A 17,629-nucleotide genomic window follows, 5' to 3' on the forward strand; every position below is an offset into this window, starting at 1 on the left:
TTTATTATTTACGTAAATGTTTAATAAATGAAAAGCCCTTGTAAATAGGTTTACAAAGGCTATTCATTTATAGTGAATGTACAATATTAAACATGTACATTAAGCTACTAAGGCTTCACTTTCGGCCACCAGCGGATTAACGCTTTCATCATCTTTTTCAACTCGTAGGTTTTGTACAATGTGCTGCTGACGTGTTGGTGTGTTTTTACCCATAAAGTACTCCAGCAAGCCTTTAATGTTAGCATCTTTTAAAATGACTGGATCTAAGCGCATATCCTTGCCAATAAACAAGCCGAACTCATCAGGTGAAATTTCGCCCAAACCTTTAAATCGGGTAATTTCAGGCTTGTTACCCAATTTAGCTATTGCATTACGGCGTTCTTCATCGCTATAACAGTAAATAGTTTCTTTTTTGTTGCGCACCCTAAATAACGGAGTTTGCAGGATAGAAACATGCCCGGCTTTTACCAGGTCCGGGAAAAATTGCAAAAAGAAAGTCATTAGAAGTAACCGTATGTGCATACCATCCACATCGGCATCGGTAGCAAATACAATATTGTTATACCGTAAACCATCCAGACCATCCTCAATGTTCAAAGCATGTTGCAACAAATTAAACTCTTCATTTTCATAAACCACCTTCTTGGTAAGACCAAAGCAGTTAAGCGGTTTACCTTTCAAACTGAATACAGCCTGCGTTAATACATCGCGCGATTTTGTAATAGAACCACTGGCCGAATCACCTTCGGTAATAAATAATGTAGTATCTTGTTTACGTTCGTGCGTATCATCAAAATGTAGTTTGCAGTCGCGTAATTTACGATTATGTAACGATGCCTTTTTGGCCCGCTCATTAGCCAACTTTTTAATGCCGGCAATATCTTTACGCTCGCGTTCTGATTGCTGAATACGTTTTTCAAGTGCCGCCGCCGTAGTTGGATTTTTATGCAGGTAATTATCCAACTCATTTTTAACAAAATCATTCACAAAGCCGCGAACGGTTGGCCCGTCTGGCCCTATGTTTTGCGAACCCAGTTTGGTTTTAGTTTGTGATTCAAAAACTGGCTCCTGCACCTTAATAGCTATAGCTCCTACTATAGAAGCACGTATATCTGACGCATCATACTCCTTTTTATAAAACTCACGTAAGGTTTTAACTACGGCTTCACGGAAAGCGGCCTGGTGTGTACCACCCTGGGTAGTATGTTGCCCATTCACAAACGAGTAATACTCTTCACCATACTGCTGCCCGTGCGTCATGGCTATTTCTATATCCTCACCTTTTAAGTGAATGATTGGGTAACGAATAGTTTCTGCATCAGTATTACGTTGCAGCAAATCTTTCAAACCATGCTGCGAAAAGAACTTTTGCCCGTTAAAGTTAATGGTTAAACCAGCATTCAGGAACACATAGTTCCAGATCATGTTTTGTACAAACTCCGGTATGAAATGGTAGTTTCGGAAAATACTATCATCTGGCGTAAAGTTGATAGCTGTACCATTACGCTGTGTGGTTTCTTTTTCAGGCTCCTCACGTAGCAGTTCGCCTTTATTAAACTCAGCAATCTTGGTTCGCCCCTCCCTATACGATTGTACAGTGAATGCTGCAGAAAGCGCATTAACAGCTTTAGTACCTACCCCATTTAAGCCTACCGATTTTTGAAAAGCCTTACTATCATATTTGCCACCGGTATTTATTTTCGATACGCAATCAATAACCTTACCTAGTGGTATTCCGCGGCCATAATCGCGCACAGTTACTTTGTAGTCGCTTAGGTTTACATCAATAGTACGACCGGCCCCCATTACGAACTCATCAATAGAGTTATCAATAATTTCTTTCAGTAATACATAAATACCATCGTCATAAGCTGAACCGTCGCCCAACTTGCCTATGTACATACCCGGCCTTAAACGGATATGCTCTTTCCAGTCGAGCGAGCGAATACTATCTTCGCTATAATTAACTTCTGCCATAGTAAAAAATCAGTAATTTACAGAATTGTCTCATTATAAAACCTACAGGTTAGGTACATAGTACAACCTGTAAAAGCACATCAAATATACTAAAATAATTAGCATTATACAACTTATAGTTAGTTAAACTTAATACAACTCCGAGCCTGGTTAATGGTACGGTAAAACTCAGGTCCTTTATCGTTTGTTAAACACACTGCGGTAAAATAGCCAATACGATTTTTTTCCAGTGCAAAAATCAACGCATATTTATAATGATGTGTTTCGGGCAGATCCTGTAAATTAACTAAATAAGTTTTACCGGCATCTGCATTAAACTGCGTAAGAATATGTGGCGAAACGTTTCTTACAAAATACTTAGATTCAGCGCTCAGCGTAGCAGCCTGAGCTTGGCTTGCATCCAAATAACTTGAATCCGGATTTGGAACGATTCTGCCTGGTGTATTTTTATTATGTTCATAGTTATCCCAATCAGGCTTTACCGATTGTACATTAAACAAGATTTCAAAAGTATGCCCTGGCATAGTCATAGCATAATCGAAAGAAAGATTTTCACTATTGATAACTTTTATTGATTTGAAATTATCAGGCATAGTAAAACTGATACCTGCATCTTCAGCCAGCTTTTTAAATGTAACTACCTGATGATCGGGCACCACAGGTTGCCGGGTTTTGGCTTTATTTTGTGCTATCGTATTAAAATGCATTAGCACTGTGCTCAAAGCTATTATAGCGATAGCATATACCCGCTTTTTTATAGATTTTATTATTAGTAGCACTATTAACTATTTTAATATTTATATATTAAACTTGCTATCGTAAATATCAAACAAAAGTATAACATTAATTTTAAAATTAAACTCCCAGCCAAACAATGTCGATCAAGCCTAAACTAAGCCGTTTCGATTTAACCATGATTGTAATCAGCCTTATTATAGGTACAGGCATTTTTAAATCGCCGGGCGAGGTGGCCATACGTGCAGGTAGCACACCATTATTTTTTACAGCCTGGGTGTTTGGTGGCCTGATCACATTATGCGGAGCCCTTACCTTTGCCGAAATTGGTGCCCGTTACCCTAACACAGGTGGTTTCTATAAGCTATTTTCTTACTGCTACCATCCGGCTTTTGCTTTCATGATTAACTGGATAGCTATTATTAGCACCACAGCATCGGTAGCAGCTGTAGCCCTAATTGGTGCAGAATATATCAACCCCATGCTACTGCCTGCCAGCCTGCAAAATGAAACAGGTACTAAAATCACAACCATCGCTATGGTGATTATAGTTTATCTGATTAATTTTTTAGGCATAAAAATGAGTGCCCGAGCGCAAAATCTGCTTACCTTATTTAAAATCGGCATGATAGCTATGCTATGCATGGCTGTGTTCAAAAATAACGCTCCGTCACAAGCATTACCAGTTATTATACAAGCAAGTAATCCACTATCCTCATTTGGGCTAAGTTTGGTAGCCGTATTTTTTACCTATACCGGCTATCAGCAAACCATCAATTTTGGAGGTGATATTGTAGATGCTAAGCGTAATATCCCTAAAGCTATACTTATGGGTATTGCTGTTGTGATAGCGGTGTATCTGGCAGTGAACTTTGCTTATTACCAAGTACTAGGTATGATCGGGTTGCAACAAAATACTGCCTTAGCGGCTAAAATGGCAGCGGTACTATTTGGCGGCGTAGGTGCTAAAGTAACTTCAGTACTCATGTTTATTTCGGTGCTGGCTTATGTAAACGTAAACATGATGGCTATACCCCGCGTGTACTATGCAATGGCCGAAGATGGCATGTTGCCTAATATATTTAAACGAGTAAACCCACGTACACAGGTACAAGAGTTTGGCATGACCTTTTTAGCCGCCAGCATTTTGGTGATCTTGTTTTTTGTAAGCTCGTTTAGCCAGATGCTGAACTATAGTATGTTTTTTGAAACCATTAGCCTATCAACAGCGGCTATGGCTATTTTTATTTTACGCAAGCGAACCAAGCACCTCAACAACACCGGCATTTATACTATTAAATGGTACCCATTTGTACCTTTGTTATTTATTATTGTTTACTGGTTTGTAACCCTCAGCATTTTTGTAGCAAACCCGATGGGAGCATTATACTGTCTGGGCGCATTTGCAGCCGGCTTACTAATTTATTATCTTACTAAATGGAGTAAAGATAGAAAAGGCAACCCCGCGGAAATCAATTTATAATTCGTCTATTACAAAGACGTATTTTCAACCATAATTGTATTAAAAACCAAAAGCCACAGCTAATAACAGCTGTGGCTTTTGAATATAAGATGATGAAATTTATTATTTAATCATTTTGTAATAAGCATCGTTCCAGGCAATTTCTTTTTGCAGTTCACGTAGCTTAGTTTCTTTACCAATCAGCAAATATTCAATACCGGCCATTTCAGCAAAGGCGTGTAAATGTTCATCAGTCAAGTTCTGGCTATAGCAGGTGTGGTGAGCACCACCAGCCTGAATCCAGGCAGCACAACCGGTTTTCATATCCGGGTATGGCTTCCATAATACTCGTGCTACTGGCAATTTTGGTAAATCATTCTGTGGCTCAACAGCTTCTACTTCATTTACAATCATTCGGAAACGATTACCCATATCTACGATAGAAGCATTAAGCGCTGCACCTGATCCTGCGTTAAATACCAATCGTACCGGATCAGCTTTACCACCAATACCTAGCGGGTGTACCTCTACACGTGCTTTGCCTATTGCTAACGAGCTATCAACCTCCAGCATGTGTGAACCCAGCACCAATGAATTATTACCATCAAAATGATAGGTGTAATCTTCCATAAAGGCGTTACCACCCGGTAATCCTGATCCCATCACTTTCATGGCACGTACCAAGGCTGCGGTTTTCCAGTCACCCTCGCCAGCAAAGCCATAACCTTCGCCCATTAAGCGTTGTGATGCTATACCAGGCAGTTGCGCCATACCATGCAAATCTTCAAAAGTATCACTATAACCTTTATAGCCGCCTTGCTGCAGGAAGGTACGCAGACCTACTTCAATTTTTGCTGCCTCTACCAACGACTGATGTTGGTCGCCGCCTTTTTGTAATGCTGGTACCACCTCATACAAATCATGATATTCAGCAATTTGCTGATCAACCTGCGCGTAATCTACTGCATTAATTACCTGCACTAAATCGCCTATACCGTGAGTATTTACTGAAAACCCAAACTGAAGTTCAGCTTCCACTTTATCACCATCAGTAACGGCCACAAAGCGCATATTATCGCCAAAGCGTACAAATTTAGCGCCTTGCCAATCGTGCCAACCAGCCGCTGCACGAGCCCACACGCCAATTTGTTCAGCTACTTCAGCCTCTTGCCAGTGACCTACCACTACCTTGCGGCGTAAACGCATACGCGACATCATGAAACCAAACTCACGATCGCCGTGAGCACTTTGGTTTAGGTTCATAAAGTCCATATCAATACTTGACCATGGAATTTCGCTGTTAAATTGTGTATGCAAATGCAGCACTGGCTTTTTCAAGATACTCAATCCACGTATCCACATTTTAGCTGGCGAGAAAGTGTGCATCCATGTAATTAAACCAATGCAATTCCCTGCTGTATTAGCCTGCTGAATAAGGTTAAATATTTCTTCAGATGATTTTACAGTAGGTTTAAAAACTACAGTAACAGGTACTGGTGCAGCATTATTCAAACCCGCAGCAATTTGCTGCGAATGTTCAGCTACCTGGCGCAGAGTGTCTTCACCATATAAATCTTGGCTACCGGTTACAAACCATACTTCAAGTTCTTTTAAATTTATCATTGTGGTTAATGGTTATTAAATATTAATTTAGTTTAAGTGCATTGAGTTATTAAGACTATTATATTCATCAAGTAATAACTTAGCTGAAATTAGGCCTGACCATAATAAGAATCAGGTCCGTGCTTGCGTTCAAAGTGCTTTCTTTTTAAAGATTCTTTTAGCTTGGGCGCTTGCGGATTAATTTGCTCGGTGAGATAAGCCATTTTAGCAACGGCTTCTAGTACGGCGCTGTTGTGTACTGCTTTAGCTGCGGTTTTGCCCCAGGTAAAAGGTGCGTGATTACCTACCAGTACCATTTCTACCTCCTTATAATCCAAGCCTTTTTGGGTAAATGCATCCATAATCTGAAAACCTGTTTGGTATTCATAATTGCCTTGAATGTATTCATCACTCATAGGTGGAGCACATGGAATATCAAACGTATTATAATCGGCATGGGTAGTACCAAAAATCGGGATATCGCGCTGAGACTGAGCCCATGCTGTTCCGTATGTAGAATGTGTGTGGCAAATACCACCAACTTCTGGCCAGTTCTTGTACAAAACAGCGTGAGTTTTGGTATCGGATGAAGGGCGTAAAGTACCTTCAACTGTATTACCGTCAAAGTCAACAATCACCATCTTTTCGGGTGATAAATCTTCATAAGGCACACCGCTTGGCTTAATAGCAAATACGCCAAGAGTATGATCAGCTGCGCTTACATTACCAAAGGTAAAAATAACCAGCCCCAACTTAGGTAGTTCCATATTTGCCTCGTAAGCGGCTTTCTGTATATGTTCGTATTGGCTCATCTTGATTCGGTTATCGAATATTTATTTTTATGTTTTTTCGGGTTAGAGTTAATTTGCTTGATAGTGTATAGGACAGCTTGCACTACTATCCATTGCTTGATGCAAATTCATCAGCACCCACTATCATTTGCTCGGTAAATGCACCTAATTTCAAATAACGCTGATAGCGTTTGTTATAGAACTCGGCATTATTAGCATCAGGCTGGTATTCGATTTCGAAACCACCACCCATAGCTTCCATTGCATCCTCTACCTTAATGTACAAACCAGCTACGGTAGCTGCAAACATGGCTGCACCAAGAGCACACGTATGCTCAAACTGATGTATGCGGATTGGCATTTGCAGTACATCCGTCATCATTTGCATGATATATGGTGATTTTTTAGCTACACCACCAATACCTATCAGGCCTTCTACCGGCACGCCTTCAGCCCGGAACCGTTCCACAATGTTGCGGGCACCGAAACAAGTTGCTTCAGCTAAAGCACGGAATACCCGAGGCGCATCACTGCCTAAATTTAAGCCAGTAATGGTACCTTCCAACAACTGGTTAGCATCCGGCGTACGACGACCGTTAAACCAATCTATTGCCAGCTCCGCCTCTTCATCTAAGGGTAATAAGGCGGCTTGGCGGCTCAGTTCAGGTATGATTTTGCCTTCAGCTTCTTCACGCAATGCACCAGCAGTTTGCACATCAATCAGGCTGGAACCAGATAGTAGGTTATGCAATGGCCAAGCAATTAAGTTTTTAAACCATGCATAGGTATCCCCAAAAGCTGACTGTCCAGCTTCCAGGCCCGACATGCCCGGGATAACAGATCCATCCACTTGCCCGCAAATACCGCTAACCAGTTTACCTTCCATATCCCGGTTAGGTGCTACTAAAATATCGCAGGTAGATGTACCCATTACCTTACTCAGGTGATAGGGTTCAATTTGCCCGCCTACAGCACCCATGTGTGCATCGAAAGCACCTACACCAACCACTACATCGGCAGATAAGCCTAAACGTTGCGCCCACTCTTGGCATAGATTGCCAGCTGCAACATCAGAAGTATAAGTATCTTTAAACAAACGCTCGGTAAAACCCTGCAATAGCGGATCAAGTGAAGAGAAAAACTCATTAGGTGGCAAACCACCAAACTCGGCAGCCCATAGTGCTTTATGCCCTGCCGCACAACGACTGCGTTTTATAGCAGCGGCATCATTACCGCCAGTTAACAGGAATGGAACCCAGTCGCAATGCTCTACCCAGGAGTAGCAAGCTTGCCGCACCTGTTCATCTACGCGCAAAATATGTAGCAGCTTAGCCCAAAACCACTCCGAAGAGTAGATACCACCTACATACTGCAAATAATTAGTAGAAAACTGTGTAGCATGCTGATTGATTTGAGCGGCTTCCTGAACCGAAGTATGATCTTTCCAGAGCACAAACATGGCATTAGGATTTTCGGCAAACTCAGGAAGTAAGGCCAAAGGTACTCCTTGCTGGTTTATAGCCACCGGAGTTGACCCAGTAGTATCTACCGCAATAGCTTTAATTTTGGATGCAATTTCTGTACCTGCTTTAGCAATGCAAGCTTTGATGGTATGCTCCAACCCTTCCACATAATCCAGCGGGTGCTGGCGAAATTGGTTTTCGGAAGCTTGGCAATATAAACCCTTTTGCCAGCGCGGATAGTAAAACACCGAAGTAGCCAATTCTTTCCCATTGCCGGCATTTACAATTACCGAACGCACAGAGTCTGAACCATAATCTACTCCTATGACGTAGGCATCTTCTTTCATAATTGGTTTTAATTGTTAGTTTGACACTTAAATACTTCTGTAAAAGTAAGTGTCTGCGGCAATAACCAAAAATTTTTATTATAAAAGTTGCAAGTGTTCCGGTGCTATAATTAACCCTAAAATCTTATACAGATTTTGCTGGTATTTGTCTTTATTCAATGTATAATAAAAAGCACCTTTCTTTGAGCCTAGCTTATCCTTTTCATTTAGTTTGATCAGCAACCCGGTTGACAGCAGTTTTCTACTAAAGTTTCGCTTATCAAAGCTTACATTATAAATAGCATCATACATGCTCTGTATTTGCGGAATGGTAAATTTACTGGGCAGCAATTCAAATAATATTGGATGTAATGCTGCTTTATACTGCAACTTCTTTTTAGCTGCTTCTACCATTTGGTCATGGTCAAAAATCAGCTTAGGCGTGCTTTGTACCGGAAACCATTCGGCAGCGTACTCATGGCTTAGCTGCAACTTATATCTTTCAATATCAATTAAAGCAAAATAAGCTACGCTAATGGTTCGCTCCGTTGTATCACGGTCTACACCGCCAAAAACATGCAATTGCTCCAGGTACACGCCGGTAAGCCCGGTTAAGGTTTGTAATATCCGGCTAGCCGCTTCATCTACGCCTTCGCTTTCATTAACAAAACCGCCCATTAAACTCCATTTGTTTTGTTGAGGCTGCAATGCGCGCTTAATTAATAGCAATTTTAGATTAAAGCCGTCAAAACCAAATACAATACAATCAACAGCAACGGTAAGTTTAGGCGAGCCTATATGTTTCATAATGTTAACAGGGCTAAAGTAGCAAATTAGTGTAATAAATACAGCTTTACCTATAGCTTTTCAATCAGTTGTAAATCTTAATTCATTATCAATTTCTTTAAACTAAAATTCTATACAATCAGTATAAGTCTGAATGAAGTGGCACAATATTGTTAGCAATGTCACATATCAATTGCAGAATACGCTAAAACTATCCATCTATGCGCAGCAGAATGGATACTAATTATATGAAAGTAGCACATATTATACTTACCTATACCAATCCTCAACTTACTGAGCGACTAATTAAAAGATTGTCGCACAATAAGTTTGATTTCTATATACATGTAGATAAAAAATACAGTTTGGAGCCATACCTCTATCTACAACAATACCCTAATGTTTATTTTATAAAAGATCGGGAAGATGTAAGATGGGCAGGTTACAACACCATAAAAGCCACTTTTAAATGTATTAAGGAAGTTGCAGCTACAGGTAAAACTTACCAGTATTTAAATTTTATAAGCGGACAAGATTACCCTATTAAATCAGCTGAATATATTCTGGACTTTCTAGAGCGCAACAATGGCAAACAATTTCTTGAATATCAAAGCTTTGAAGAGGAATGGCATGAAGCAATTCCGCGCATTACAAAATACCATTTTACTAATTACAAGTTTAAAGGGCAATACTTTTTAGAACGCTGGATTAACCGAATACTTCCGCCGCGTCGTATACCGAATGATCTTAAACCTTATGGCAAAAGCATGTTTTGGATGCTGCAAATAGAAAAAGCTTTGTATGTGGTTGATTATGTAGAAAGTAATCCACATCTCAGGCGCTTCTTTAACTTCACTTGGGGCAGTGATGAATTTGTTTTTCAAACTATTTTAATGAATTCGCCGTACAAGGATGAGCTAGTCAATAACGATTATCGGTATATTGATTGGTCGGCAGGCGGATCACATCCTAAAGTATTAGGTATGGAGGACGTAGAAAAACTTAAAGCCTCAGATGATTTGTTTGCCCGCAAATTCAGTGTAAATACAGACGAACGTTTGTTAGATATACTGGATACTTTCTAGTAAAAATCTGAGCATACTTATTGAATGGCTTACCTAATTCATATACCTACATTTACTGACAACCGCGGACACCTTTCTGTACTGGATGAAGCCATCCCCTTTGATATTAAACGTATCTTTTACATTTATGGTGTAGACAATTCGGCCCGTGGCGGTCATCGGCATCACACCACTGTACAAGCTGCCATTTGCATACAAGGCAGTTGTACCATTATTAATGATAATAGTGATGTAACTGAGCACTTTGAAATGGATACGCCTGAAAAATGCTTGATTCTGGAAACGCAAGACTGGCATGTAATGACCAACTTTAGTCCTGATGCTATTTTGCTGGTGATGGCTTCTACATCATTCAATGCTAAGGATTATATTTTTGAACCTTACCAGCACAGCGCATGATACCGTATGAAAATCTGTTGCAACTAAACAAGCCCTTTACAGAAGCCTTTAAAAGCCAATTTGCCACTTTCTTAGATTCGGGTTGGTATATATTAGGTAAACAAGTAGCAGAATTTGAGCAACAATTTGCTACCTACAACCAGTCAGATTTTTGCGTGGGCGTAGCCAATGGGCTAGATGCGCTTACACTGGCACTCAAGGCTTACAACTTTGAACCGGGTAGTGAAGTTATTGTTCCCTCCAACACCTACATTGCTACTATACTCGCTATTTTGAACAACAACTTGGTGCCTGTTTTAGTGGAGCCGGATATTCGCACCTACAACCTGGATCCGCAATCAGTAGAGCAAGCTATTACGTCTAAAACCAAAGCAATTATGGCTGTGCACCTGTATGGCAAATGCTGCGATATGGATGCATTGTTGGCAATAAGAAGTCAATATCAGTTGATTTTAATTGAAGACTGCGCTCAAGCCCATGGTGCTACTTACAAGGGCCAAAAAGCAGGCACTTTCGGTGAATTTGGTGCTTTCAGCTTTTACCCTACTAAAAACCTGGGTGCATTGGGTGATGCCGGTGCACTAACTACTAATAACAGTGAACTTGCTCACATCATCCGACAGTTACGCAATTATGGCTCATCAGTGAAATATTACAACGAGCGTGTTGGCGTTAATTCCAGATTAGATGAATTGCAGGCTGTCTTCTTAACTATAAAATTGAAGGCGCTGGATGAAATTAACACGCACAAACAAAAACTGGCCGCCTTGTACATAAAGCATTTAAAAAGTGATTATGTATTACCTGTTGTTGAAGATGATTATCAAGATGTTTACCACATTTTTAATATACGTTATGCACAACGTAATAAGCTGAAAGATTATTTACAGCAAAACGGTATTGGAACCGAGATTCATTATCCTCTACCACCACACCAGCAAAAAGCGTTGCAGCCCTTGTTTAAGGACCAGCGATACCCAATTGCTGAAGAAATACATCAAACCACACTAAGCTTACCTTGCTCATATTGCCATACACCTGAAAACATTATGCAGGTGATTGAAACCATGAATGCATTTGAAAGCTAGTGACTTTCTGTTCAGTTTTACAAAACTTTGTTGTGTAAATAACTAAGCTAAATTTTTATCGTATAAGGATACTTTAGGTACTTCAGCCCTATTCAAGAAAATTAAGAAACCTAATTTTAGAGAGATACTTATTGATGAACAAAATATTTACAATTGCTACTTTTTTGTTATTTACAGTAAGCATACCTTGCTTTGTACTGGCACAAAACACGATTATACCAGACATTTCTGAAACTTATCTGGATAAATTAATAGCTACAGCAAAAGCTAATTACCCGCACGTAAAAGCATTGGATCACCGTGTTGATGTTGCCAAGAACAACATTGGCAAAGCTAAAGTTGCATACTTCGATCCGTTTACCGTTTCGTACGTATATCAGCCCAATAACACCTTGAACCTGTACCAATCGGTTGATAATAGCGGGAGCGTGAACAGTCATCAAAGCTTATTTAATGGTGCACAATTTGGCTTATTTTTCAGTTTGGGCTCCTTATTGCAAAAGCCTTATCAAGTAAAACAGGCTAGAAAAGAACTATTAGTAGCTACTGATGAAAAGGATGAATATCTAATTACCCTGGCTACCCTGGTAAAAAAACGTTATTACACTTACCTGCAAAGAATAGCCGCATTAAAATTGCAATCGGAAGCTAGCATTGATGCTGAAACCATGCTGAAAAATGTACGCTATAAGTTTGAAAAAGGAGAAGAAACTTTAGATAACTACACCAAAGCGCGTATCACCCTCACTCAACAGAACGAAAGTAAAATTGGAGCTGAAGCTAACCTGTTTTTAGCTAAAGCTGACTTGGAAGAACTGATAGGTGATAAACTAGAAAATATTAAGTAATGGAATTAAGTAGCTTTATTAAATTACTTGTACGTCACAAGTTCACCCTTATTATTATTCCGCTAGTTACTGTCATTATTACTTACTTTCTGGTACGTAACCAACCGGATACTTATACTTCTAACGCGCAGCTGGCTACAGGCTTGGTTGATCAAACGCAGCAAAGTTTAAGCATTGCCGGTGAGGTATTGCAAGATTCACGCATTAGCCAGGAATTCAGCAATCTGATTGCGATGATTAAATCCAAAAAGATGTTGGATCAGGTATCTTACCAGTTAATGATTCATGACTTAACCAGTGCCACCCCTTTTCGGAAGCCCAGCAAATTGATGGAGCAGTTAAATTCGAATGCTAAAAAACATGCTGTTGAGGTTTACACAAGTTATTATAACAAACGCCAGTCCTTATCGCTATTCAACTCTGACCAGAAAGGTTTGTATGAGCTGATAAAATCCATGAAATATGATGATGAATCAGTACTTCAAAAACTGTTAATATATCGTGCAGATAACAGCGACTTTATTGATTTGCAGTATGATTCAGAAAACCCCAATTTGTCAGCTTTGCTGATTAATGATTTGTGTAAAGAATTTATTCAGTACTATACTTTACTGGTAAAAGATAATCAGCACAAAGCAGTAACATTCTATGGCGATTTAATGAAAGCCAAAGAAGATAGTCTTAACGTGCGCATGAACCGCCTTAAAACGTATAAGATTCAAAATCGTGTACTAAATTTGAATGAACAGGCGAGAGCTTTATACGGGCAGATTGCTGATTTTGAAACCCGTGCAGAAGAAGCTCAAAAAAACACTATTTCTACCCTAGCTGCCATACGAGATATTGACAAGCAGTTTGACCCAGCCGATCGGAAATATGTGGAAAGCTCCATGATTAAGCTGAGTCAGCAAGTACTGAATACCCGCTTTCAGTTACAGCGCTTGAATAGCGAATATGTACAAAGCAGCTTCAATCCCGCTATTAAAAGGCAGCTCGACTCGTTAAACAGTGTATTAACCGGACAAATTTACCAGAACTCTGATACCTATACGGTTAATCCGTTGAGTTCTAAACAGCACTTAATAGAACAAAAGCTTGCACTACAAATACAGTATGACTTATCTCAAAACAGTGTTAAATCTATTCAGAATGAATTGAACCGGCTTAATGTTCGACTGAACACTTTAGTACCGCACGAGGCTGTTGTACAAGCCGACGAGAATGCCATTAACGTGGCGCATGATGAATATATTGATGCTTTAAACAAATACAATCAAAGCCAGCTGCAATCAAACTTTTCGGTGCAGTTACGCCAAATTGAAATGGCCATGCCTGGCACGGCACAGCCCTCGAAAAAGATGCTGCTGGTAATTATCAGCGGTATAATCAGCTTTGTGTTTTGTATTGTGGTACTATTTATCTTGTTCTACCTGGATAATAGCGTTAAGACCCCTAATGAACTAGCTAATACCACCAAAATTCCGGTATTAGGTTATCTACACAAACTTAAAGGCTCATCGCTTGATTTAAGACAGATTTGGACCGGTGCGCAAACTGACCAGGATACACAACTATTTAAAAATTTATTGCAGTCTATCCGTTATGAGGTAGACCACGACCTTCATGAAAACAAAGTGCTTCTGATCAACAGCTTAACAGCTGCCGAAGGTAAAACATTTTTAGCCCTTAACCTGGCTTATGCTTATGCATTAATTAACAAAAATGTATTGCTGATTGATGGTAATTTTAATGCACCTGGCATTACTGAAGCGGTAAAAGCTAAATATTTTTTGGAAGATTATTTATCAGGTAAACTCTCGGCAGAAAATTTAGTAGCTGCATCAAAGGTAAGCGTGTTGGGTAATAAAGGCGGTGATATTTCTTTACTACAATTGGATACTGAGCATAACATTACCAATGCATTTAATGCACTTAAAGCGCAATTTGACATCATTATTATTGAGGCATCAGCTTTATCTACCCTCAACAAATCAAAAGAGTGGATTGACTTTACCGATAAAATAGTAACCGTGTTTAAAGCAGGGCAAACCATTAAAGGAACCAGAAAGCAGCAGGTTAATTATTTGAAAAGCCTGGATGCACATTTTAGCGGATGGGTACTAAATGAAGTAGATAAAAATCAGTTGCCTGCATCATAATTTAATCAGTTTAAAATAGATAGCGGAATATAGCGTAATGATAATATTAAAAATAGTTTGGATTGCATTTCAAGTACTGGTTGGCTATAATCTGTTTTTGCCAGTGATACTATATTTATTTTATAATCTAAAAAGAAAAAATTACCCGCTGGTTGCCTCTCCTACTGAAGAAGCTGATTACGGCATTATTGTAACAGCTTATGAACAGATAAGCGCTATACCCGATGTAGTAAACTCTTTATTAAAGCTGAACTATAGCAACTATCTTATTTATGTAGTTGCTGATAAATGCGATATCAGTACTCTGCACTTTGCTGATGAACGTGTAGTTATTTTGCGCCCAGAAGAAACTTTAGCCAGCAACACGCGCTCACATTTTTATGCTATCAATCATTTTAAACGTCCGCATGAACGACTTACAATTATTGATAGTGATAATTTAGTTGAACCAACATACTTACATGAATTAAATAAGCTTTTTAATCAAGGTTTTGTAGCTGTACAAGGTATTCGTGAAGCTAAAAACCTGAACACTACTTACGCCTGCCTGGATGCAGCTCGTGATATATATTATCATTTTTATGATGGTAAAATATTGTTTGGTTTAGGTTCATCAGCAACGCTGGCAGGTTCCGGTATGGCCTTTACCACGAAATTGTACCGTGACTGCTTAGAGAGCCGTGATGTATCGGGTGCAGGTTTTGATAAAGTTTTACAATCAGCTATACTAAGCCAGAATAAACGAATAGCTTTTACCAGTAAAGCTGTTGTATATGATGAAAAAACCACCCACTCCGATCAGTTGGTTAAACAACGTTCACGCTGGATTAATACTTGGTTTAAATATTTCAAATACGGCTTTACCCTACTAGGCAAATCTTTCAGTAACCTGAGCATGAATCAATTTTTGTTCGGGTTGATTTTACTACGTCCGCCGCTGTTTATATTTTTACTATTAGCTATCATCTGCTTAATAGCTAATCTATTCATCAGCGTAGCAGGTGTGTTGGTTTGGGTAAGCGGATTTCTGCTGTTTGTATTAGGATTTTGGATAGCGCTGGTAATGTCGCCTACAGATAAGCGTATTTATCAATCGTTGGTTAACATTCCTAAATTCATCTATTTCCAGGTATTGTCGTTACTTAAATCGCGCAAAGCAAACCAGTATTCAGTAGCTACACAGCACACCTATAATAGTACATCCGATAACGTTAACCTGAATAATCATGAGAATTAATCCTAGTGAAAAAGTTCTGCGAGGTAATGTTGTTAATCCGGTAACACAAGCACGTATAGATCGGATTACCCGCATTGTGGCTATCGTGGTTGCATTTCTAAGCACATTCGGCTTATTCGTAAAAATTTTATTCCTGTAAGTGACTGATTTTTTTGTAACCCTCCAAGGCATTGACCATGCATCTGCTCGCCAAAGTTTTTTGAGCAGGCTAAAGAATGTATTTATTATTGAGAAGTTGTACAACAAAACCGGGGTTGCCTTATTAGTTGTATTTGCTTTAATTATAGCCGCAGGTACCGCCTACAAAGGGGTTATATTTGGTGCTATATTAGTTGGGGTTTTATGCGCTTTCCCTCTTTTATATAGTATTGTTACTTATCCTAAGTTCGGCATTATTATACTATTGGTCATGGCATACATGTTATGGCAAGTGGCTGATTACATACCTATACCCATAGGTACTGCTATGGATGGTTTACAAGGCTTATTGCTATTGGGGTACTTATACATTCCAAAAAAAACCAAGATGGTGACATTTTAAAAGGCCCTATCACCAACATCCTGATGGTCTGGCTGGTTTATAACCTGTTGGAAGTAGGCAATCCCACTACTGAAGCCCGTGGAGCATGGATATATACAGTGCGTAGTGTTGCCGTAGTTACATTAGGGTACTTCATATACATGTACAATGTACGGTCAGTTAAATTCATCAGGTTACTACTTAAGTTATGGTTGCTGTTAAGCGTTATAGCGGCGGCATACGCTTTTAAGCAGGAATACATTGGTTTCTCGGCCTCTGAAGAAGCTTATCTTAACTCCGACCCTAATATTGCATCTCTACTGCTGATAGGTGGGCATTGGCGAAAATTCTCTATTTTTTCTGATCCAGTAGCATTCTCTTACAATATGGTTATGCCCAGCATTTTGTGCATTTGCCTGATTGCCGGAAAAATTAAGCTTTGGAAAAAGATAGTGTTAGGGCTTCTAATCCTGTTTTTCTTTGATGCTATGTTGTTTTCAGGCACGCGTGGTGCCAACGTGCTGCTACCGGGCGCACTGGTTATTTTCGCCATTCTGAATTACAACAAAAATGTATTAATATTTACCTGTGTTGCTGCTGTATTTTTAGTTGTACTGATTAATATGCCTACCAGCAATCAGAACCTCTTGCGTTTTCAAACCGCTTTCCGGCCTAATAATGACGACTCCTACACGGCACGTAAAAACAACCAGAAACGCATACAACCTTATATTTTAACACACCCCATGGGTGGTGGCTTGGGCTCTACAGGTGCATGGGGTAAAAAATTTGCACCGGGTTCTTATCTGGCTAGTTTCCCGCCCGATAGCGGCTACATACGGGTAGCGGTAGAAGATGGTTGGTTAGGTTTATTCATTTTTTGCACAATGATGTTTTTGATTTTAAAAACAGGCATCAGCAACTTTTATAAGATACAAGACCCGGAACTGAAAACCTATTGTTTGGCCATGACGATGGTATTGTTTGCTTACAACTTAGGCAACTTTCCGCAGGAGGCTTTAGTGCAGTATCCGTCTAACATATTCTTTTATATGGAAGTGGCGCTTATAAATATTACACTACGTCTTGATCAGGAGCTTACGCTGCAAAAACAAAATTCCTTAAAAACACAACTTTCCTAAATATATGCT

The 17,629-nt window shown here is 39.5% G+C and carries 16 protein-coding genes; 10 read left to right on the top strand and 6 right to left on the bottom strand.

The annotated features are described in order from the left end of the window. Positions 1-99 precede the first annotated feature (99 nt). Complete coding sequence (locus HH214_RS01000) at positions 100-1,977, bottom strand: DNA topoisomerase IV subunit B (RefSeq protein WP_169605567.1); 1,878 nt, start codon at positions 1,975-1,977, stop codon at positions 100-102. Between the two features lie 119 nt (positions 1,978-2,096). After that, positions 2,097-2,684 carry a hypothetical protein gene (locus HH214_RS01005; RefSeq protein ID WP_169605568.1) on the bottom strand — a complete coding sequence of 196 codons (588 nt, stop codon included), beginning with the start codon at positions 2,682-2,684 and terminating at the stop codon, positions 2,097-2,099. A 167-nt stretch (positions 2,685-2,851) separates the two neighbouring features. On the opposite strand from HH214_RS01005, the gene HH214_RS01010 reads away from it, so the two are divergent. Continuing rightward, positions 2,852-4,195, top strand: a complete 1,344-nt coding sequence (locus tag HH214_RS01010; protein ID WP_169605569.1) for an APC family permease — start codon at positions 2,852-2,854, stop codon at positions 4,193-4,195. Between the two features lie 102 nt (positions 4,196-4,297). Here the strand turns inward: HH214_RS01010 and araA are convergent, their stop codons facing one another. The 4 genes from araA to HH214_RS01030 all read right to left on the bottom strand — a co-directional run bounded on the left by araA (position 4,298) and on the right by HH214_RS01030 (position 9,163). Then, positions 4,298-5,797, bottom strand: a complete 1,500-nt coding sequence (gene araA, locus HH214_RS01015) for an L-arabinose isomerase (protein ID WP_169605570.1) — start codon at positions 5,795-5,797, stop codon at positions 4,298-4,300. A gap of 89 nt (positions 5,798-5,886) precedes the next feature. Continuing rightward, positions 5,887-6,588 carry an L-ribulose-5-phosphate 4-epimerase gene (locus HH214_RS01020; RefSeq protein ID WP_169605571.1) on the bottom strand — a complete coding sequence of 234 codons (702 nt, stop codon included), beginning with the start codon at positions 6,586-6,588 and terminating at the stop codon, positions 5,887-5,889. A gap of 85 nt (positions 6,589-6,673) precedes the next feature. Continuing rightward, on the bottom strand, positions 6,674-8,377 hold the full coding sequence (locus HH214_RS01025) for a ribulokinase (RefSeq protein ID WP_169605572.1): 1,704 nt from the start codon (positions 8,375-8,377) through the stop codon (positions 6,674-6,676). Between the two features lie 78 nt (positions 8,378-8,455). Beyond that, complete coding sequence (locus tag HH214_RS01030) at positions 8,456-9,163, bottom strand: NUDIX hydrolase (RefSeq protein ID WP_169605573.1); 708 nt, start codon at positions 9,161-9,163, stop codon at positions 8,456-8,458. Positions 9,164-9,363: 200 nt separating this feature from the next. On the opposite strand from HH214_RS01030, the gene HH214_RS01035 reads away from it, so the two are divergent. The 9 genes from HH214_RS01035 to HH214_RS01075 all read left to right on the top strand — a co-directional run bounded on the left by HH214_RS01035 (position 9,364) and on the right by HH214_RS01075 (position 17,620). Then, positions 9,364-10,227 (top strand): beta-1,6-N-acetylglucosaminyltransferase, encoded by an 864-nt coding sequence (locus tag HH214_RS01035; protein WP_169605574.1) that lies wholly within the window; start codon positions 9,364-9,366, stop codon positions 10,225-10,227. Between the two features lie 24 nt (positions 10,228-10,251). Further along, entirely contained in the window at positions 10,252-10,626 is a 375-nt protein-coding gene (locus tag HH214_RS01040) for a sugar 3,4-ketoisomerase (protein WP_169605575.1), read from the top strand. After that, positions 10,623-11,714: a DegT/DnrJ/EryC1/StrS family aminotransferase gene (locus HH214_RS01045; RefSeq protein WP_169605576.1), complete on the top strand. Its 1,092-nt coding sequence runs from the start codon at positions 10,623-10,625 to the stop codon at positions 11,712-11,714. Before HH214_RS01040 ends, HH214_RS01045 begins: the two co-directional genes overlap by 4 nt. A gap of 134 nt (positions 11,715-11,848) precedes the next feature. After that, positions 11,849-12,562 (top strand): TolC family protein, encoded by a 714-nt coding sequence (locus tag HH214_RS01050; RefSeq protein ID WP_169605577.1) that lies wholly within the window; start codon positions 11,849-11,851, stop codon positions 12,560-12,562. After that, complete coding sequence (locus HH214_RS01055; protein WP_169605578.1) at positions 12,562-14,721, top strand: exopolysaccharide transport family protein; 2,160 nt, start codon at positions 12,562-12,564, stop codon at positions 14,719-14,721. Before HH214_RS01050 ends, HH214_RS01055 begins: the two co-directional genes overlap by 1 nt. 37 nt (positions 14,722-14,758) lie before the next feature. After that, a complete protein-coding gene (locus tag HH214_RS01060; protein ID WP_169605579.1) occupies positions 14,759-15,958 on the top strand; it encodes a glycosyltransferase in 1,200 nt (399 codons plus the stop codon). Further along, positions 15,948-16,097 carry a hypothetical protein gene (locus HH214_RS01065; RefSeq protein ID WP_169605580.1) on the top strand — a complete coding sequence of 50 codons (150 nt, stop codon included), beginning with the start codon at positions 15,948-15,950 and terminating at the stop codon, positions 16,095-16,097. The genes HH214_RS01060 and HH214_RS01065 overlap by 11 nt, the downstream gene beginning before the upstream one ends. Then, positions 16,098-16,499 carry a hypothetical protein gene (locus HH214_RS01070; protein WP_169605581.1) on the top strand — a complete coding sequence of 134 codons (402 nt, stop codon included), beginning with the start codon at positions 16,098-16,100 and terminating at the stop codon, positions 16,497-16,499. Between the two features lie 23 nt (positions 16,500-16,522). Continuing rightward, positions 16,523-17,620 (top strand): O-antigen ligase family protein, encoded by a 1,098-nt coding sequence (locus tag HH214_RS01075; protein WP_169605582.1) that lies wholly within the window; start codon positions 16,523-16,525, stop codon positions 17,618-17,620. The last annotated feature ends 9 nt before the right edge of the window (positions 17,621-17,629 follow it).

Source organism: Mucilaginibacter robiniae, assembly GCF_012849215.1.
In the GTDB taxonomy this organism is placed as follows: Bacteria; Bacteroidota; Bacteroidia; order Sphingobacteriales; family Sphingobacteriaceae; genus Mucilaginibacter; species Mucilaginibacter robiniae.

Bases quoted from the DNA above. Each gene is read 5' to 3' on its own strand.
- HH214_RS01020 (WP_169605571.1), bottom strand. From the start codon at position 6,588: ATGAGCCAATACGAACATATACAGAAAGCCGCTTACGAGGCAAATATG.
- HH214_RS01065 (WP_169605580.1), top strand. From the start codon at position 15,948: ATGAGAATTAATCCTAGTGAAAAAGTTCTGCGAGGTAATGTTGTTAAT.
- HH214_RS01060 (WP_169605579.1), top strand. From the start codon at position 14,759: ATGATAATATTAAAAATAGTTTGGATTGCATTTCAAGTACTGGTTGGC.
- HH214_RS01050 (WP_169605577.1), top strand. From the start codon at position 11,849: ATGAACAAAATATTTACAATTGCTACTTTTTTGTTATTTACAGTAAGC.
- HH214_RS01040 (WP_169605575.1), top strand. From the start codon at position 10,252: ATGGCTTACCTAATTCATATACCTACATTTACTGACAACCGCGGACAC.
- HH214_RS01030 (WP_169605573.1), bottom strand. From the start codon at position 9,163: ATGAAACATATAGGCTCGCCTAAACTTACCGTTGCTGTTGATTGTATT.
- HH214_RS01075 (WP_169605582.1), top strand. From the start codon at position 16,523: ATGGTCTGGCTGGTTTATAACCTGTTGGAAGTAGGCAATCCCACTACT.
- HH214_RS01055 (WP_169605578.1), top strand. From the start codon at position 12,562: ATGGAATTAAGTAGCTTTATTAAATTACTTGTACGTCACAAGTTCACC.
- HH214_RS01025 (WP_169605572.1), bottom strand. From the start codon at position 8,377: ATGAAAGAAGATGCCTACGTCATAGGAGTAGATTATGGTTCAGACTCT.
- HH214_RS01035 (WP_169605574.1), top strand. From the start codon at position 9,364: ATGCGCAGCAGAATGGATACTAATTATATGAAAGTAGCACATATTATA.
- HH214_RS01000 (WP_169605567.1), bottom strand. From the start codon at position 1,977: ATGGCAGAAGTTAATTATAGCGAAGATAGTATTCGCTCGCTCGACTGG.
- HH214_RS01045 (WP_169605576.1), top strand. From the start codon at position 10,623: ATGATACCGTATGAAAATCTGTTGCAACTAAACAAGCCCTTTACAGAA.
- HH214_RS01010 (WP_169605569.1), top strand. From the start codon at position 2,852: ATGTCGATCAAGCCTAAACTAAGCCGTTTCGATTTAACCATGATTGTA.
- HH214_RS01005 (WP_169605568.1), bottom strand. From the start codon at position 2,684: ATGCATTTTAATACGATAGCACAAAATAAAGCCAAAACCCGGCAACCT.
- araA (WP_169605570.1), bottom strand. From the start codon at position 5,797: ATGATAAATTTAAAAGAACTTGAAGTATGGTTTGTAACCGGTAGCCAA.